Genomic DNA, 19048 nt, shown 5'->3' with positions numbered 1-19048 from the left:
TGTCTTTATCCGCTTCCGTTGCACAGTTGACCATGCTCCGGGTAGCCGACTCAGCCACCGTCTTACCGCAATCTGAATCACGCACTTCTACGTCTGCACGAATGCAGAACAACGGGCGTAAGATTCTAGGTGAATTTTTCGCCCGTTTCAAGTAGAAATTAGTTTGCTACGGCAGTCAGACCAGCCTGGTCAACGGAAACGCCCGCGCCCATGGTGGTAGAGATGCTAACTTTCTTGATGTACACGCCTTTCGCCTGAGCAGGTTTGGCTTTTTTCAGCGCAACCAGCAGAGATTCCAGGTTTTCTTTCAATTTGTCAGCATCGAAGTCCACTTTACCGATGGTAGTGTGGATGATGCCGTTTTTGTCGTTACGATAACGAACCTGACCTGCTTTAGCGTTCTTAACCGCTTCAGCAACGTTAGGCGTTACAGTACCCACTTTCGGGTTTGGCATCAGGCCACGTGGACCCAGAATCTGGCCTAACTGGCCAACAACGCGCATTGCATCTGGAGATGCAATCACAACGTCAAAATTCATTTCGCCTTTCTTGATCTGATCGGCCAGGTCTTCCATACCTACCAGCTCAGCGCCAGCTGCTTTAGCAGCTTCAGCGTTTGCGCCTTGGGTGAAGACAGCTACACGTACTGAACGACCAGTACCGTGTGGCAGAACAGTCGCGCCGCGCACGTTCTGATCAGATTTACGTGCATCGATGCCGAGGTTAACGGCAACGTCAACGCTTTCTACGAACTTAGCGGTAGCCAGTTCTTTCAGTAAAGCGATTGCTTCAGCAATATCGTACTGCTTGGTCGCGTCTACTTTGTCGCGAATTACGCTCATGCGCTTGGTCAGCTTTGCCATTTCTTAGTCCTCTACAACCAGGCCCATGGAACGAGCAGTACCTTCGATTGAGCGAGTCATCGCTTCAACGTCGGAACCCGTCATGTCCGCAGCTTTAGTTTCTGCGATTTCACGTACCTGAGCACGAGTCACTTTACCGACTTTATCTTTATTCGGCTTACCAGAACCTGACTTGATGCCTGCTGCTTTTTTCAGCAGAACGGCAGCCGGAGGCGTTTTGGTAATAAAGGTAAAAGAACGGTCGCTGTATACGGTGATAACAACAGGTGTTGGCAGACCTTTTTCCAGAGATTCGGTCTTCGCGTTAAACGCTTTACAGAATTCCATGATGTTAACACCCTGCTGACCCAGAGCTGGACCAACCGGTGGACTTGGGTTCGCCATACCAGCTGCAACCTGCAGCTTGACGTAGGCTTGTACTTTCTTAGCCATGATAATTCCTCAATTGGGTTATAGCGCCTGTAGAAGGCTCCCCGTGGTAACGATTTATACGCTGTTGCCAGCGCATAAAAACAAAAGGCGCGAAATTATAGTTAAATTTCGCGCCTGCTGCAACAGCCAAATTGTAAGTCGGGAAAGGTTAGCCTTTCTCTACCTGACCGAAGTCGAGTTCTACTGGTGTTGCACGTCCGAAGATGGACACAGAAACGGTCAAACGACTCTTCTCATAATCCACATCTTCTACCACACCGTTAAAGTCGGCAAATGGACCATCGTTGACACGTACCATTTCGCCTGGCTCGAACAGCGTTTTTGGACGCGGCTTATCACCCACCTGCTGCAGGCGGTTCATAATCGCATCAACTTCTTTATCGCTAATAGGCGCCGGGCGATCGGATGTACCGCCAATAAAGCCCATAACGCGCGGAACACTGCGTACCAGGTGCCAGCTGGCGTCATTCATCACCATCTGTACCAATACGTAGCCGGGGAAGAATTTGCGCTCGCTTTTACGGCGTTGACCACCACGGATCTCAACAACTTCTTCTGTAGGAACCATGACGTCGCCAAACAGCTCTTCCATGTTGTGCAATTTGATGTGCTCACGCAGCGACTGTGCTACGCGGCCTTCAAAACCGGAAAACGCCTGCACGACGTACCAGCGTTTCTTTGGAGCTTCAGACATCTCAGAACCTCAGGCCAGTGATAAACGATACCAGACGGACCAGAATACCATCCAGCCCCCACAAAATCAGTGACATCACGGCAGTAACCGCGGCAACGATTAACGTGGTATGCAGTGTTTCCTGGCGGGTTGGCCAGATAACTTTACGCATTTCGGTTCTTGCTTCACGTGCAAAGGCCACGGTTGCTTTGCCTTTCGTCGTCAAAAGCGCAATGCCGCCTGCTGCCGCAATCAGGACTACTACAGCCAACGCGCGCAAAGGCAGCGTCACATCGCGATAGAGGTAGTTACCTACGATCGCCGCAAGCAGTAATAAGACTACCACTACCCACTTCAGCGCTTCGAGGCCGCGCCCGCTCCCTTGAGCTTCGGTATTCGCACTCATAAACCAACCTGCCACAATAATTCAGAAACTATTCTGCCCCGCATTGCGAGGCATCCAAACCGAATGAGCTTTTGGGGCGTAACTCGGTATCCAGCGCCACATAACAGAGCCTGTCTCAGCAATGATTATGGTTCACAATCACTGATGAGTCAGGTTCTATGTAACAGCGTACAAAAAGGGCATCAAATGATGCCCTTTCCACGTGCATTGCGTCAAATATTATCGGTAATTAAGCGATAACTTTGGCAACAACGCCCGCGCCAACGGTACGGCCGCCTTCGCGGATGGCGAAGCGCAGACCTTCGTCCATTGCGATTGGGTGAATCAGGGTAACAACCATTTTGATGTTGTCGCCCGGCATGACCATCTCAACGCCTTCTGGCAGCTCTACTGAACCGGTCACGTCTGTGGTACGGAAGTAGAACTGTGGACGGTAGCCCTTGAAGAACGGAGTATGGCGGCCACCTTCGTCTTTAGACAGAACGTAGACTTCTGACTCAAACTTGGTGTGTGGCTTGATTGAGCCCGGCTTAGCCAGTACCTGACCACGCTGGATGTCTTCACGCTTGATACCGCGCAGCAGAACACCACAGTTTTCGCCTGCCTGACCCTGGTCCAGCAGTTTGCGGAACATTTCAACGCCGGTACAGGTTGATTTCGCAGTATCTTTGATACCCACGATTTCAACTTCGTCGCCGACTTTAACGATGCCGCGCTCTACACGACCGGTCACAACGGTACCACGACCAGAGATTGAGAATACGTCTTCGATTGGCAGCAGGAATGGCATATCGATTGCACGTACCGGGTCCGGGATGTAGTTATCCAGGTGACCAGCCAGCTCAACGATTTTCTCTTCCCACTCTGGGTTGCCTTCCAGCGCTTTCAGAGCTGAACCGCGAACGATTGGAGTATCGTCGCCCGGGAAGTCGTACTGTGACAGCAGGTCACGGACTTCCATCTCAACCAGTTCCAGCAGCTCTTCGTCATCAACCATGTCACACTTGTTCAGGAACACGATGATGTAAGGAACGCCTACCTGACGACCCAGCAGGATGTGCTCACGGGTCTGCGGCATTGGGCCGTCAGTCGCAGCAACAACCAGGATCGCGCCGTCCATCTGCGCAGCACCGGTGATCATGTTTTTCACATAGTCGGCGTGGCCTGGGCAGTCAACGTGCGCATAGTGGCGAGACGGGGTTTCATACTCAACGTGTGCAGTGTTGATGGTGATACCACGTGCTTTTTCTTCCGGGGTGCTGTCGATCTGGTCGAACGCACGCGCCTGACCACCGTTGGTTTTAGCCAGAACGGTGGTGATAGCTGCAGTCAGGGTGGTTTTACCGTGGTCAACGTGACCGATGGTTCCCACGTTTACGTGCAGTTTGTTACGTTGAAATTGCTCTTTAGCCATCGCTAGTCCCTCTAAGACACGGATATATCAAAGATATAGTCACATTAACCAGGCATTGCCTGACTGCAAGGAGTTACAGAGAAAAATCAGGAGGGAGATAAAGGAAGTGGTGCTGATACCCAGAGTCGAACTGGGGACCTCACCCTTACCAAGGGTGCGCTCTACCAACTGAGCCATATCAGCACATCTGGAGCGGGCAGCGGGAATCGAACCCGCATCATCAGCTTGGAAGGCTGAGGTAATAGCCATTATACGATGCCCGCATCCTGGAACTCGGCTACCTGTTCTTTCTGTAGCTTGTGAATAACAGGGGAAGTCCCCTATTATTCTTTGCCTGTCAGCGGAGCTGACTGGCTTTGACTGAGCTTACACCCAATCTGAATTCAGGGTGAGAAGAAGTGACTCACCTGCCAGACAAACAGGTTGTTTATCTGTTTCTCAACCCGGGGGTTGAGATGGTGGTGGGAGAAGGATTCGAACCTTCGAAGTCTGTGACGGCAGATTTACAGTCTGCTCCCTTTGGCCGCTCGGGAATCCCACCTACTTGATGGTGCCGGCTACCGGAATCGAACTGGTGACCTACTGATTACAAGTCAGTTGCTCTACCAACTGAGCTAAGCCGGCATCAAGTGACGCGCATTCTAGGAAGGTCGGCAGAAGGATGCAACAAAAAAATCACTGTTTTTGTTCTATCGCTTACTATTTGTGCAAAGCATCGCAATTTATCCCCGATCTGCAGAAATAACACCCAATTACTGGTCAAAATTTCTCTTCACTCTCGCCCTTGCCTTTTTGCGCCCTGCAGGGTATTGCCCCTTTACTTGTCCGGCTGCATCACGTTTTTTGGCTTACTCAGCAAAAAAGTGTATTAACTGCTCAGTTTTCAACCGACTAAACCGCGCTTCAATTTAAATCGTACGGTCACACAAGCCTCAGCACGAGCTGCACCCCTAAAAAATCCTTCACCGGTCACTGCTTGTCATGATGATCCGCCTTAGATGGAGAGATGCAGACCGCTCCTTCGGGGAAGTGTGATGTGACAGAGGAAGGTGGGAGACAACCCGTAATCCTACAGTGACAGATAATAAGCCTGTGTGAACATGCTTAGCGCGACAGGAGATGCCGAGACACAAGTCGCGAGGATGTGCTTAACCTTATAGAGAAAGCCCCTGTGCATGTGCCTGACGCATCATGGCAGCTGACAGAGAGCCTGTGTGGACAAACTGGCGTGACAGGAGACGCTGAGAGAACAACCCAGCGGGAATGCGCTTAACGCCAGAGTAAGACGTGGCAGCACATCGTTTATGTACCTGGTGCAGCTTTCAGACAGCCTGTTGGGACGTGCACAACGCGACAGGGGAAGCAGAGACCATATACAGCGTCAATGCGCTTAACGCCAGAGAAGATGTGGCAGTCCATAGTGTACGTGCCCGGTGCAGCGTTCTGATAGCCTGTAAGGGCTTCACAGGTGACAGGGGAAGCGGGGACCACCTCCAGCGGGGATGTCTTAACGCCAGAGAAGGCGTGGCAGCACATGGTTTATGTGCCTGGTGCGGCTTTCAGACAGCATGCTGAGTACGACTACTGCACTGTGGTATCAACATGGGTGCTAATTATTTCTACAAGACCCGATGTCAATGTGCGGCATATCCTCAATATATGGCTATCCAGACGTAATGACGGTTACTGCTTTTTTTACTTGAGAAGTGGCTGATGCCTCAACGAGGATAAAAAAGCATAACGATTAAAGATTTCAAGCCCCTACATTGAAGATTTATCAAAATCTGCGGTGAGCCTTGCGAAAGCAGTTTACTGTTTATTTTTTACTTCTTTTAAAAGCTATACTGGTGATACCCTCCAGCCCATTGTTCTCGTTAATAACCCTGTGACCGGCAATTCATTTCTCTACACTACCCGGATAGTGATCGGCAAAATGTACAGATGGGTTTGAATCTGCAGTCAAATGTATACTTATGGATAAAACGACATCACTCACCACGCCTTATTTACAGTTCACACGTGAACAGTGGGCGGCATTACGCGACTCGGTTCCCATGACGCTGTCAGAGGATGAGATCGCCCAATTGAAAGGGATCAATGAAGATCTTTCAATTGAAGAAGTGGCAGAAATCTATCTGCCACTCTCACGTTTACTTAATTTCTATATCAGTTCAAATGTCCGCCGCCAGGCCGTGCTGGAACAGTTTCTGGGAACGAATGGGCAAAAAATTCCCTATATCATCAGCATTGCAGGCAGCGTCGCGGTTGGCAAAAGTACTACCGCCCGTGTTTTACAGGCGCTTCTGAGCCGCTGGCCCGGACACCGTAAGGTTGAGCTCATTACGACAGATGGTTTTCTTCATCCCAACGCTGTGCTTAAAGAACGCGGCTTAATGAAGAAAAAAGGCTTTCCTCAATCCTATGATATGCATCGGCTGGTTAAATTTGTTTCTGACCTTAAGTCAGGGGCCAGCCAGGTCACGGCTCCCGTCTATTCCCATTTAATTTATGATGTGATTCCGGATGGTGACAAGGTGGTTAAGCAACCTGACATTCTGATTCTGGAAGGATTAAATGTGCTGCAGAGTGGCATGGATTATCCTCATGATCCGCATCATGTTTTTGTCTCTGATTTTGTGGATTTTTCAATCTACGTAGATGCGGAAGAAGATCTATTACAGCGCTGGTATGTGAATCGTTTTCTGAAATTTCGTCAGGGCGCTTTTACCGATCCCAACTCTTATTTTCACCACTATGCTCAGTTGCCTGAGGACGAGGCTGTGAACATTGCCGGCGCGTTGTGGAAAGAAATTAACTGGTTGAACCTTAAGGAAAATATTCTTCCTACACGTGAAAGGGCCAGTTTGATTATGACTAAAAGCGGGAACCATGCGGTAGAAAAGCTGCGTCTCAGAAAATAGTCAACGGTATATAAAGCCTGCTAAAAAGCAGGCTTTATTTATTCCTCAAAGCGGTCGAAGCGATATTTCTCCCCCGACCCACGATTTAATTATCCCGTCTTGTTCAAGCCGCAAACCACCCTGGTTATCAATACCGCGAGCGATGCCGTGCACTTCTCGTTCGCCAATCAGTAATTTCACCGGGCGATTAATGAAGTTATCCAGTTCAGCCCAGCGCGCGACAAAGGGGACTAAGCCCTCCTGCTCAAATACGGGTAATGCTTCACGCAGGCGATTGATCAGTTTTGCCGCAAGCTCGTTACGATTAATGGTTACGCCAGCTTCCTGCAAATTAATCCAGCCCTGATTAATCTGGGCTGCTTCGGCATTTCTCATCGCCAGATTTATTCCGGCACCAATGACAATATGAGCGGCATCGCCGGTTTTACCGGTTAATTCGACTAAAATACCTGCTAACTTTCTGTCATTAAGGTAAATATCGTTGGGCCATTTCACCCGTACGTCTTGGGCACCCAGCGACCGCAGGGTCTCTGCCATAATGATACCAATCACCAGACTGAGCCCCATTGCAGCTGCCGGTCCCTGGTCCAGACGCCAGTACATAGACATATAGAGGTTGGCACCAAAAGGCGAAAACCAGTGCCGCCCACGTCGTCCTCGCCCTGCTTGCTGATATTCAGCAACACAGACCGATCCTGAGGGCAGTGAATTCATGCGTTCGAGTAAATACTGATTCGTTGAATCAATCACTGGTATGACTGCAATATCAGGCTGGGACAGCTGAGCAAGAATCTCTTGTTCATTCAGTAACTGAAGCGGTGCAGGGAAACTGTAGCCTTTACCCGTCACGGTATACACGTCAAGGCCCCAACTTTTCAGCGTTTGAATATGCTTATTAATCGCCGCACGGCTCATGCCAAGCGTTTCTCCTAGCTGCTCACCAGAGTGAAATTCGCCATCTGCCAGGATATCGATTAATTTCAATGGTACGCTGTGATCCTTCATGAGATTACCTCTACAGCGTTGCATTCACCTTGTGCCTTAATGAAACGGACTTCTGGCTCCAGCCAGACATTAAATTTTTCACCTACGTGTGCGCGCACGCTTTTTGCCAGAGCGACAATGTCATCAGGTGTGGCATTTCCAGCATTGATTAGCACTAAAGCCTGCTGCTGGTGAACTTCCGCACCGCCAATCCGGTAGCCTTTGAGCTGGCATTGATCGATAAGCCAGCCTGCTGCAAGTTTAATATCACCTGTAGACTGAGGGTAATTTGGCATCGTCGGGTACTCATTCAGCAACGCAGCGGCCTGCGGACCTGTTATCACCGGGTTTTTAAAAAAACTGCCCACGTTACCGGTTATTTTCGGATCCGGTAATTTACTCTGTCGCATATGGCAGACCGCATGGAAGACATCCCAGGCATTTGCCGTCGCAGGATTTAGCGTTTTTAAATCACCATAGGTGAGGACGGGCTGCCAGTGTTTTTTTAATGAGAAACCGACGGCAATAATCGTATAGCCTGACTGGTACTGGTGTTTGAAAATACTGTCACGGTAACCAAACTGGCACGCCTCCCGGCTCAGGCGTTGCGTGATGCCGGTATGCAAATTCAGCACGTCGACGTACTCACATACATCTTTTAACTCTACCCCATAAGCGCCAATATTCTGGATAGGTGCTGATCCCACCATTCCAGGAATGAGCGCAAGGTTTTCCAGGCCTGAAATCCCTTTCTCCAGCGTAGTTTTCACCAGTTGATGCCAGTTCTCACCCGCCCCAACATGCAGTTTCCAGCTCTCATTCTCATCGCGGATCTCAACCCCTTTGATACGGTTGATCACGACAATGCCCGCGAAGTCTTCAAGGAACAGCACGTTGCTGCCTTCCCCAAGGACCAAAAAAGGTTGCTGATTGTGCTGGCTCATTTGCCAGGCTGAAAGTATCGCTTCAGTCGTTTCGGCGACAATGCGTGTTTTTGCGCTGACATCAAGCCCCAGCGTGTTGTCGGCTTTTAATGAGGTGTTCGAACTGGACATGAGACGGCCTTAACTGGTTAATCTGGCCGTAGTTTACCGCATCACAACGATAATGCGGGGGAAATTGCGTGCGGTGAATGGCTTTCTGGGATGCTGTTGCTCTTGAATAATCTCAATAGCAGCGGGAATAGAGCGTACAAGCAGGCTAATACAGGATGATTTTGCGGTTGTGTCACATATGAGGATAAGAATGGCTGTGTGCAGAAGGCAATAAAGCAGGAGGAGCGATCTTGAAGACCCGCTTTCCGCAGGTTACGGACGTAAAAAAGCCCTGAACTTTCGTTCAGGGCTTCTTCACTTGTTTGATGCCTGGCAGTTCCCTACTCTCGCATGGGGAGACCCCACACTACCATCGGCGCTACGGCGTTTCACTTCTGAGTTCGGCATGGGGTCAGGTGGGACCACCGCGCTACAGCCGCCAGGCAAATTCTTTGTGCACGAAACGACTCTTTTACGCCATGAACGCGTTGCATTCGCTCTGCCGCAACGGTCACATACTTCAGTATGCTCCCGCTGACGTCATCGCTCTGCGCCTTCTCATGCCGCAAAATCTGTCGTTTCCGCAAATTCTTTTCCGGTAAACAATGCTGAAAATTTAATTCGTCTCTCAACCAAAACGCCTCTGGCGTTGTAAGGTTAAGCCTCACGGGTCATTAGTACCGGTAAGCTCAACGCATCGCTGCGCTTACACACCCGGCCTATCAACGTCGTCGTCTTCAACGTCCCTTCAGGACCCTTAAAGGGTCAGGGAGAACTCATCTCGGGGCAAGTTTCGTGCTTAGATGCTTTCAGCACTTATCTTTTCCGCACTTAGCTACCGGGCAGTGCCACTGGCGTGACAACCCGGACACCAGCGGTGCGTTCACTCCGGTCCTCTCGTACTAGGAGCAACCCCCCTCAATTCTCCAGCGCCCACGGCAGATAGGGACCGAACTGTCTCACGACGTTCTAAACCCAGCTCGCGTACCACTTTAAACGGCGAACAGCCGTACCCTTGGGACCTACTTCAGCCCCAGGATGTGATGAGCCGACATCGAGGTGCCAAACACCGCCGTCGATATGAACTCTTGGGCGGTATCAGCCTGTTATCCCCGGAGTACCTTTTATCCGTTGAGCGATGGCCCTTCCATTCAGAACCACCGGATCACTATGACCTGCTTTCGCACCTGCTCGAGCCGTCACTCTCGCAGTCAAGCTGGCTTATGCCATTGCACTAACCTCCTGATGTCCGACCAGGATTAGCCAACCTTCGTGCTCCTCCGTTACTCTTTAGGAGGAGACCGCCCCAGTCAAACTACCCACCAGACACTGTCCGCAGCCCGGATCACGGGCCTACGTTAGAACATCAAACATTAAAGGGTGGTATTTCAAGGTTGGCTCCACGCAGACTGGCGTCCACGCTTCAAAGCCTCCCACCTATCCTACACATCAAGGCTCAGTGTTCAGTGTCAAGCTGTAGTAAAGGTTCACGGGGTCTTTCCGTCTTGCCGCGGGTACACTGCATCTTCACAGCGATTTCAATTTCACTGAGTCTCGGGTGGAGACAGCCTGGCCATCATTACGCCATTCGTGCAGGTCGGAACTTACCCGACAAGGAATTTCGCTACCTTAGGACCGTTATAGTTACGGCCGCCGTTTACCGGGGCTTCGATCAAGAGCTTCAGCTTGCGCTTAACCCCATCAATTAACCTTCCGGCACCGGGCAGGCGTCACACCGTATACGTCCACTTTCGTGTTTGCACAGTGCTGTGTTTTTAATAAACAGTTGCAGCCAGCTGGTATCTTCGACTGGCTTCGGCTCGGGGAGCAGGTCCCTTCACCTACGCGCCAGCGTGCCTTCTCCCGAAGTTACGGCACCATTTTGCCTAGTTCCTTCACCCGAGTTCTCTCAAGCGCCTTGGTATTCTCTACCTGACCACCTGTGTCGGTTTGGGGTACGATTTTGTGTTACCTGATGCTTAGAGGCTTTTCCTGGAAGCAGGGCATTTATCACTTCAGCACCGTAGTGCCTCGTCGTCACGCCTCAGTGTAAAGTGAACCGGATTTGCCTGGAACACACACCTACACGCTTAAACCGGGACAACCGTCGCCCGGCTGATATAGCCTTCTCCGTCCCCCCTTCGCAGTAACACCAAGTACAGGAATATTAACCTGTTTCCCATCGACTACGCCTTTCGGCCTCGCCTTAGGGGTCGACTCACCCTGCTCCGATTAACGTTGAACAGGAACCCTTGGTCTTCCGGCGACAAGGTTTTTCACCTTGTTTATCGTTACTTATGTCAGCATTCGCACTTCTGATACCTCCAGCATGCCTCACAGCACACCTTCAACGGCTTACAGAACGCTCCCCTACCCAACAACACATAGTGTCGCTGCCGCAGCTTCGGTGCATGGTTTAGCCCCGTTACATCTTCCGCGCAGGCCGACTCGACCAGTGAGCTATTACGCTTTCTTTAAATGATGGCTGCTTCTAAGCCAACATCCTGGCTGTCTGTGCCTTCCCACATCGTTTCCCACTTAACCATGACTTTGGGACCTTAGCTGGCGGTCTGGGTTGTTTCCCTCTTCACGACGGACGTTAGCACCCGCCGTGTGTCTCCCGTGATAACATTCTCCGGTATTCGCAGTTTGCATCGGGTTGGTAAGCCGGGATGGCCCCCTAGCCGAAACAGTGCTCTACCCCCGGAGATGAGTTCACGAGGCGCTACCTAAATAGCTTTCGGGGAGAACCAGCTATCTCCCGGTTTGATTGGCCTTTCACCCCCAGCCACAGGTCATCCGCTAATTTTTCAACATTAGTCGGTTCGGTCCTCCAGTTAGTGTTACCCAACCTTCAACCTGCCCATGGCTAGATCACCGGGTTTCGGGTCTATACCCTGCAACTTAACGCCCAGTTAAGACTCGGTTTCCCTGCGGCTCCCCTATACGGTTAACCTTGCTACAGAATATAAGTCGCTGACCCATTATACAAAAGGTACGCAGTCACCCCCATAAAGAAGGCTCCCACTGCTTGTACGTACACGGTTTCAGGTTCTGTTTCACTCCCCTCGCCGGGGTTCTTTTCGCCTTTCCCTCACGGTACTGGTTCACTATCGGTCAGTCAGGAGTATTTAGCCTTGGAGGATGGTCCCCCCATATTCAGACAGGATACCACGTGTCCCGCCTTACTCATCGAACTCACAGCCTGTGCACCTTTGTGTACGGGAGTATCACCCTGTACCCTGCGACTTTCCAGACGCTTCCACTGATGCACAAGCTGATGATGGTTCTGGGCTCCTCCCCGTTCGCTCGCCGCTACTGGGGGAATCTCGGTTGATTTCTTTTCCTCGGGGTACTTAGATGTTTCAGTTCCCCCGGTTCGCCTCATGCAGCTATGTATTCACTGCATGATAGTGTGACGAGTCACACTGGGTTTCCCCATTCGGGTATCGCCGGTTATTGCGGTTCATATCACCTTACCGGCGCTTATCGCAGATTAGCACGCCCTTCATCGCCTCTGACTGCCAGGGCATCCACCGTGTACGCTTAGTCGCTTAACCTCACAACCCACAGGCGTTTATCTGTAATACCGTAACGGCTGCGCGTAAAGAATGCGTCGTTGCGCGGTGCTCGCCATGCTCACGTACTTCAGTACGCTCCGCTGGCTGTGCGCCGACGCGCCTTGCTTTCTTCACTGCTCGCGCGCTACTGCATAACAGTTAGCTTGTAAGCTGTAAGCTTTTGAGAGACTCGAACGCGTTGTGCTGTGTTCCTTATTACGGAGGAACACGACAATGCGTCGTTTCAAATTTTCAGCTTGTTCCGGATTGTTAAAGAGCATAATACTTCGCAGCACACCGTCGCCGGTACGCTCTGAAGTATTTTTCAGAAATACAGTAATATCAGTATGGTGGAGCTAAGCGGGATCGAACCGCTGACCTCCTGCGTGCAAGGCAGGCGCTCTCCCAGCTGAGCTATAGCCCCATACAGTTACTGCAGAGACCACTACTACCACTCAACCGAGTACACTTCATGAGAAATGTAATTCGTGCTCAGGCAAGGCATGTTTTCGCGAAGCATAGTGAACTATGCGAGCCGGAAACATAACGCAGCATGAGACGAATTTGGTAGGCCTGAGTGGACTTGAACCACCGACCTCACCCTTATCAGGGGTGCGCTCTAACCACCTGAGCTACAAGCCTGTAGAGGTTTTTTCTGCTCGTTACTTTCTATCAGACAATCTGTGTGAGCACTTCGCGGGAAGGTATCTTCAGGTAAGGAGGTGATCCAACCGCAGGTTCCCCTACGGTTACCTTGTTACGACTTCACCCCAGTCATGAATCACAAAGTGGTAAGCGCCCTCCCGGAGGTTAAGCTACCTACTTCTTTTGCAACCCACTCCCATGGTGTGACGGGCGGTGTGTACAAGGCCCGGGAACGTATTCACCGTGGCATTCTGATCCACGATTACTAGCGATTCCGACTTCACGGAGTCGAGTTGCAGACTCCGATCCGGACTACGACGCACTTTATGAGGTCCGCTTGCTCTCGCGAGGTCGCTTCTCTTTGTATGCGCCATTGTAGCACGTGTGTAGCCCTACTCGTAAGGGCCATGATGACTTGACGTCATCCCCACCTTCCTCCGGTTTATCACCGGCAGTCTCCTTTGAGTTCCCGACCGAATCGCTGGCAACAAAGGATAAGGGTTGCGCTCGTTGCGGGACTTAACCCAACATTTCACAACACGAGCTGACGACAGCCATGCAGCACCTGTCTCAGAGTTCCCGAAGGCACCAAAGCATCTCTGCTAAGTTCTCTGGATGTCAAGAGTAGGTAAGGTTCTTCGCGTTGCATCGAATTAAACCACATGCTCCACCGCTTGTGCGGGCCCCCGTCAATTCATTTGAGTTTTAACCTTGCGGCCGTACTCCCCAGGCGGTCGACTTAACGCGTTAGCTCCGGAAGCCACTCCTCAAGGGAACAACCTCCAAGTCGACATCGTTTACGGCGTGGACTACCAGGGTATCTAATCCTGTTTGCTCCCCACGCTTTCGCACCTGAGCGTCAGTCTTCGTCCAGGGGGCCGCCTTCGCCACCGGTATTCCTCCAGATCTCTACGCATTTCACCGCTACACCTGGAATTCTACCCCCCTCTACGAGACTCAAGCCTGCCAGTTTCAAATGCAGTTCCCAGGTTAAGCCCGGGGATTTCACATCTGACTTAACAGACCGCCTGCGTGCGCTTTACGCCCAGTAATTCCGATTAACGCTTGCACCCTCCGTATTACCGCGGCTGCTGGCACGGAGTTAGCCGGTGCTTCTTCTGCGGGTAACGTCAATCACTGCGGTTATTAACCACAATGCCTTCCTCCCCGCTGAAAGTACTTTACAACCCGAAGGCCTTCTTCATACACGCGGCATGGCTGCATCAGGCTTGCGCCCATTGTGCAATATTCCCCACTGCTGCCTCCCGTAGGAGTCTGGACCGTGTCTCAGTTCCAGTGTGGCTGGTCATCCTCTCAGACCAGCTAGGGATCGTCGCCTAGGTGGGCCGTTACCCCGCCTACTAGCTAATCCCATCTGGGTTCATCCGATAGTGAGAGGCCCGAAGGTCCCCCTCTTTGGTCTTGCGACGTTATGCGGTATTAGCCACCGTTTCCAGTGGTTATCCCCCTCTATCGGGCAGATCCCCAGACATTACTCACCCGTCCGCCACTCGTCACCCGAGAGCAAGCTCTCTGTGCTACCGTCCGACTTGCATGTGTTAGGCCTGCCGCCAGCGTTCAATCTGAGCCATGATCAAACTCTTCAATTTAAGTTTGATTTGCTGAAACCAGTTCAGCGGTGCTCATCTGTAAAACGTCATAATGAATTTCATTATGTGTTCACTCGTGAGACTTGATATTTTTTACGTCCGAGGACGCTGATATCAATCCTGCGAGTGCCCACACAGATTGTCTGATAAATTGTTAAAGAGCAGTGCGAACAGCGGGTTAACCATCTGTCGCGAGGTGGCGTATATTACGCTTTCCTCCTTCAGAGTCAACTTCTTTTTCAGAAGTTTTTCTCCGGCGGTTCAGTTTCCTGAACCTCTCAACACCGCATTCCGTAAGCCGTTGTGCCGTGTCAGTGGAGGCGCATTATAGGGCGTTCGCGCGGCCTGACAAGGGTTAATTGCAAAAACATTACTGTTCGTCTCAAATTTCGCCAGATCGCGTTATTTCAGTACGATTTGCCTGGTAACTGTGCAAAATCCCTGGCAAAACGCTGTACCTGCTGCCAGTCGGTATATTCCACTTCTTTCGTCGCATCAGTTTCCCCCCCGGTCATGCGCATTATTAACTGAATCATGACACGGTCAAACCAGCGATAGCGGGGATAATAGAGCGCACCAGCGAAAACAGCACAGCAATCAGGCTGCCAGGGCGACTGCGTTAAGAACTTGACGGTATAACCATTCGTTTCGGGCGTACGCTTCTCTGGCTTGCGCGCCGTCAGGTTAACGGAGAAGAAACCGCTTACGCGCTGCTGCAACGCAGCCAGATTATGCTTCACAAATTCACTTACCACTGGCTGGAAATGGCCATAGCGGATTGAAGCACCAATCAACACCCGATCGTACTGTTGCCAGTCAATGGCCTTTGCATCCTGGATATTGATGACATCGCAAGATTGCTGCCCCTTGATCTCATCTGCGATAGCAGAAGCTATTTTTTGCGTTTGACCATCACGGGTCGAAAAGAGAATTAACGCTTTCATCATCTGCATCCTTATTGGTTATTCTCGCCAGAAGGTCGGCGTGAATAACACCAGCAATGTGAATACCTCAAGGCGACCAAACAGCATAGTAGAAATCAAAATCCACTTTGCTACATCGTTCATAGAGGTGAAGTTATCAGCGACCACGCCCAGACCTGGGCCAAGATTGTTTAATGTCGCGGCGACCGCAGCAAACGCAGAAAAATCATCAACGCCGGTGGCAATAATCGCCAACATGCTAATCAGGAACACCAACGCGTATGCCGAAAAGAATCCCCATACGGCTTCAAGGATACGTTCCGGCAGTGCGCGATTGCCCAGTTTAATGGTGTAGACCGCATTGGGATGGACAAGGCGCTTAAGTTCGCGATTACCCTGTTTGCACAGCAGCAGAATACGAATCACTTTTAAACCGCCGCCCGTAGAACCCGCACAGCCACCAATAAATGCAGAACACAACAGCAACACCGGTAGAAACAGCGGCCAGCGCGCAATGCTGTCTGTGGTGAATCCCGCAGTGGTTGCCATGGATACGACCTGGAAAAAGGCCTGGTTCAGCGTTTGCCAGCCACTGTCATACACATTGTGGAGCCACAAGACGATGGTGCAAATCAGCACCAGCGTCAGTTGCACCCCGATAAACATACGGAACTCAGGATCGCGCCAGTAAGCCCGCAGGCTGCGGTTACTGAGTAATGAGAAGTGTAGGCCGTAGTTACAACCGGAGATCAGCAGGAACACCGCCACAATGGTGTTGATCGTTCCACTCTGGAAATAGCCGATACTGGCATCGTGCGTTGAAAAACCGCCAATGGCGATAGTGGAAAAACTGTGGCCGATTGCATCAAAGGCAGGCATCCCGGCAAACCACAGGGCCAGCGCACAGGCGACTGTCAGTAACACATAGATGAGCCAGAGCGTCTTGGCCGTTTCCGCAATGCGCGGGCGCATTTTATTGTCTTTCAACGGGCCAGGCATTTCAGCACGATACAACTGCATGCCACCGACGCCCAGAATCGGCAGGATAGCCACGGCCAGCACAATGATCCCCATGCCGCCAAGCCACTGCAACATCTGGCGATAAAACAAGATGGCCTTGGGCAAGGAGTCCAGCCCCACCAGCGTGGTCGCGCCTGTGGTGGTCAGGCCGGAAAAAGATTCAAAAAAGGCGTCCGTAACGGAAAGATGCGGCTGCTCGGCGAAGATAAACGGCATGGCACCGACGCTGCCCAGCACGGTCCAGAACAGCACAACAATCAGGAAGCCTTCCCGGGGTTTCAACTCCGTTTTCTTCTTACGATTCGGCCACCACAGTAACGAACCGATCACCAACGCCATCATAAAAGTCTGGCTGAAGGCTCGTCCGGCACCGTCACGATAAATCAGCGCAACAAGGCCGGGTAAAATCATCGTTACCGAGAAGAGGATCACCAACAGACCGACAATGCGGGTAATGGCGCGAAAGTGCATTAAGCCGTTCCTTTAATCAAAGAGAAGAACATCATGGTGTAAGCGGAAGAAGCGTTAACGCACCCCGGCTGAAGTCTGACAGATTTTGCTTGAATCCATTAATTTGTCCATAAGGCAGCGCCAGTGTCAGAAAGATACGCTCAAGATACTCACTTTCTGTGATGCTGCCTTCAAAGCGTTGCACCAAACGCTCAATATCACTCAACTGGCCGTAATCACATTGCAGGGTAAACTGCTTTACCGGCACTTTCCGCTGACGCGCCAGCTGTTTTAATCCTTGCTGAACGCCGCCACCATACGCTTTCACCAGGCCGCCCGTGCCTAACATGATGCCGCCGTAGTAACGCACAACCACTGCGGTAATTTCTCCGATATCGGCACCCATTAACTGCGCCAGCATGGGTTTACCTGCCGTACCGGAAGGCTCACCATCATCGGAAAAGCCCAACTGCTGTGAGTCGTTGGGCGCACCCGCTACCCAGGCCCAGCAATGATGGCGGGCAGTGGGATGATCCTGCTTTACCTGCTGGACAAAAGCACGCGCCGCTTCCACGCCACAGGTGTGAGCCAGCAGCGTAATAAACCGGCTCTTCTTGATCGTCTCTTCACTGACGCTCAGAGCCTGAGCAGGAATATCAAAAGCCTCCATCAGGCAAGGTGCAGATCGCGCGTCATGTTTTCGACGCGGTTCGCATGGATAATCACGTTGTCCTCAATGCGGATACCGCCATAAGGCTTAAGCGCATCCAGTGCCTGCCAGTTAAAATGCGAACTGAATTTACCTGCACGCAACGGGTCCAGCAGCGAATCAATAATATAGAAGCCGGGTTCAATGGTTAACACCATTCCCGGCTGGATCACCCGGGTACAGCGTAGGTAAGGATATTGCGCAGGTGCAGCAAGATGTGTACCGCTTTCATCATGCATAAAGCCGGCGACGTCATGCACCTGCAAACCCAGCGGATGACCTAAACCGTGCGGCATAAAAGGGCCCGTCAGATCGTCGGCGACCAATGCCTCTTCACTTATACCGTGGACCAAATCAAACGTCGTCAGCAATTTCGCAATACGCTGATGCATTTGCAGATGATAATCGGTGTAGCGCACGCCCGCTTTCAGCGTGGCAATCAAAGCCAGCTCTTCCGCGTTCATCGCCTCAACCATTTTGGCATACAGCGTTCCGCTTTGTGCGGCATAACTGCGCGTCAGGTCGGCGGCATAGCCTTGATATTCCGCGCCAGCATCAATCAGGAAACTGTAGCGTTTAGCTGGCGGTTGATGATCCAGTTTGGTGTAGTGGAGCACGGCGGCATGTTCATTCAGAGCGATGATATTGCCATAGGGCACATCGGTATCACGATGCCCGGTTGCCGTCAGGTAAGCCTGATTGATATCGAACTCACTCAGGCCAGCTGAAAAGGCCTCTTTCGCTGCACGATGCCCGGCCACGGCAATTTTTTGCGCCTGACGCATACAGCTGAGTTCGTAGTCGGTTTTAATACTGCGGTGATAATGCAGGAAATCGATCACCCCTTTTGGATTGATATTCCCCGCGTTGATACCCAGCTGTGCCGCGCGTTCGGGCACCGGGCCAATATAGGCCACGTTTTCACGCTGGGCAGGAAGGAGATCGCCAACAGCATTCGCGTTTGCCAGGCCGACAATCTCAATATCATCGGTCCAGAAACTGTGCGGGAGAGGTTCAACGTTGTGCCAGTAGTCCACGGGCGAATAAAACCACAATCTCGGTTTGTTCACGCCATCAATCCACAACCAACAGTTTGGTACCTGTGTCACGGGCACCCAGGACTTAAATTGCGGGTTAACCTTAAACGGATAGGTATGATCATCCAGAAACACGGTGAGCAACTCGCCAGAATGGATCAGCATTGCATCCAGTTTATGACGTGCTAATACCTGCTGAGCACGTTGTTGCAAAGTAGTGATATGCGCGTGATACAAGCTTTTCAATGAATCCATTGCCGCCTCTCCAGTATCCAGAAAAGCCGCAGTTTATCACAGCCGAAATGCGGATGCCGGGTTCAGCGCAGCTGTGATCTTGTTAGCAAATAAACAAAGACTTGTTTGCAAA

Annotated in this window: 12 protein-coding genes, 6 tRNA genes and 3 rRNA genes; 1 reads left to right on the top strand and 20 read right to left on the bottom strand. The window is 51.4% G+C overall.

The window, feature by feature from the left end:
- Nucleotides 1-158: 158 nt before the first annotated feature.
- The 9 genes from rplA to A6A26_RS06220 all read right to left on the bottom strand — a co-directional run bounded on the left by rplA (nt 159) and on the right by A6A26_RS06220 (nt 4412).
- Nucleotides 159-863, bottom strand: a complete 705-nt coding sequence (gene rplA / locus A6A26_RS06260; RefSeq protein ID WP_063877940.1) for a 50S ribosomal protein L1 — start codon at nt 861-863, stop codon at nt 159-161.
- A 3-nt stretch (nt 864-866) separates the two neighbouring features.
- Nucleotides 867-1295, bottom strand: a complete 429-nt coding sequence (gene rplK / locus A6A26_RS06255; RefSeq protein ID WP_006121495.1) for a 50S ribosomal protein L11 — start codon at nt 1293-1295, stop codon at nt 867-869.
- Between the two features lie 148 nt (nt 1296-1443).
- On the bottom strand, nt 1444-1989 hold the full coding sequence (gene nusG / locus A6A26_RS06250; RefSeq protein WP_003848088.1) for a transcription termination/antitermination protein NusG: 546 nt from the start codon (nt 1987-1989) through the stop codon (nt 1444-1446).
- A gap of 1 nt (nt 1990) precedes the next feature.
- Complete coding sequence (secE, locus tag A6A26_RS06245) at nt 1991-2374, bottom strand: preprotein translocase subunit SecE (RefSeq protein ID WP_014606967.1); 384 nt, start codon at nt 2372-2374, stop codon at nt 1991-1993.
- A gap of 229 nt (nt 2375-2603) precedes the next feature.
- On the bottom strand, nt 2604-3788 hold the full coding sequence (gene tuf, locus A6A26_RS06240) for an elongation factor Tu (RefSeq protein WP_013027471.1): 1185 nt from the start codon (nt 3786-3788) through the stop codon (nt 2604-2606).
- A gap of 107 nt (nt 3789-3895) precedes the next feature.
- Nucleotides 3896-3971, bottom strand: a tRNA-Thr gene (locus A6A26_RS06235).
- Nucleotides 3972-3976: 5 nt separating this feature from the next.
- Nucleotides 3977-4051 (bottom strand) — tRNA-Gly (locus A6A26_RS06230).
- Nucleotides 4052-4244: 193 nt separating this feature from the next.
- Nucleotides 4245-4329: transfer RNA gene (locus tag A6A26_RS06225), tRNA-Tyr, on the bottom strand.
- A 7-nt stretch (nt 4330-4336) separates the two neighbouring features.
- A tRNA-Thr gene (locus A6A26_RS06220) sits at nt 4337-4412 on the bottom strand.
- Between the two features lie 1349 nt (nt 4413-5761).
- Here A6A26_RS06220 and coaA point away from each other — a divergent pair.
- A complete protein-coding gene (gene coaA, locus A6A26_RS06215; RefSeq protein WP_063877939.1) occupies nt 5762-6709 on the top strand; it encodes a type I pantothenate kinase in 948 nt (315 codons plus the stop codon).
- 45 nt (nt 6710-6754) lie between these two features.
- Here the strand turns inward: coaA and birA are convergent, their stop codons facing one another.
- From birA to pepQ, 11 genes are all read right to left on the bottom strand, one after another.
- Nucleotides 6755-7714, bottom strand: coding sequence for a bifunctional biotin--[acetyl-CoA-carboxylase] ligase/biotin operon repressor BirA (birA, locus tag A6A26_RS06210; RefSeq protein ID WP_063877938.1), 960 nt, complete (start codon nt 7712-7714; stop codon nt 6755-6757).
- Entirely contained in the window at nt 7711-8748 is a 1038-nt protein-coding gene (gene murB / locus A6A26_RS06205; protein WP_063877937.1) for a UDP-N-acetylmuramate dehydrogenase, read from the bottom strand. Before murB ends, birA begins: the two co-directional genes overlap by 4 nt.
- A gap of 307 nt (nt 8749-9055) precedes the next feature.
- Nucleotides 9056-9171: ribosomal RNA gene (gene rrf, locus A6A26_RS06200) — 5S ribosomal RNA — on the bottom strand.
- A 209-nt stretch (nt 9172-9380) separates the two neighbouring features.
- Nucleotides 9381-12287 (bottom strand): 23S ribosomal RNA (locus tag A6A26_RS06195).
- Between the two features lie 348 nt (nt 12288-12635).
- Nucleotides 12636-12711: transfer RNA gene (locus tag A6A26_RS06190), tRNA-Ala, on the bottom strand.
- Between the two features lie 141 nt (nt 12712-12852).
- Nucleotides 12853-12929, bottom strand: a tRNA-Ile gene (locus tag A6A26_RS06185).
- A gap of 73 nt (nt 12930-13002) precedes the next feature.
- Nucleotides 13003-14542: ribosomal RNA gene (locus A6A26_RS06180) — 16S ribosomal RNA — on the bottom strand.
- The 16S, 23S and 5S rRNA genes sit together here with 2 tRNA genes alongside, the layout of an rRNA operon.
- 407 nt (nt 14543-14949) lie before the next feature.
- A complete protein-coding gene (gene hemG / locus A6A26_RS06175) occupies nt 14950-15486 on the bottom strand; it encodes a menaquinone-dependent protoporphyrinogen IX dehydrogenase (RefSeq protein ID WP_063877936.1) in 537 nt (178 codons plus the stop codon).
- A gap of 18 nt (nt 15487-15504) precedes the next feature.
- Nucleotides 15505-16956, bottom strand: a complete 1452-nt coding sequence (gene trkH / locus A6A26_RS06170; RefSeq protein ID WP_063877935.1) for a Trk system potassium transporter TrkH — start codon at nt 16954-16956, stop codon at nt 15505-15507.
- 31 nt (nt 16957-16987) lie between these two features.
- Nucleotides 16988-17605, bottom strand: coding sequence for an IMPACT family protein (locus A6A26_RS06165; RefSeq protein ID WP_063877934.1), 618 nt, complete (start codon nt 17603-17605; stop codon nt 16988-16990).
- Nucleotides 17605-18936 carry a Xaa-Pro dipeptidase gene (gene pepQ / locus A6A26_RS06160; RefSeq protein ID WP_063877933.1) on the bottom strand — a complete coding sequence of 444 codons (1332 nt, stop codon included), beginning with the start codon at nt 18934-18936 and terminating at the stop codon, nt 17605-17607. Before pepQ ends, A6A26_RS06165 begins: the two co-directional genes overlap by 1 nt.
- Between the last annotated feature and the right edge of the window lie 112 nt (nt 18937-19048).

Source organism: Pantoea sp. OXWO6B1 (genome assembly GCF_001641135.1).
Classification (GTDB): domain Bacteria; phylum Pseudomonadota; class Gammaproteobacteria; order Enterobacterales; family Enterobacteriaceae; genus Pantoea; species Pantoea allii.
This window is presented reverse-complemented; position numbering and strand designations above follow the sequence as displayed.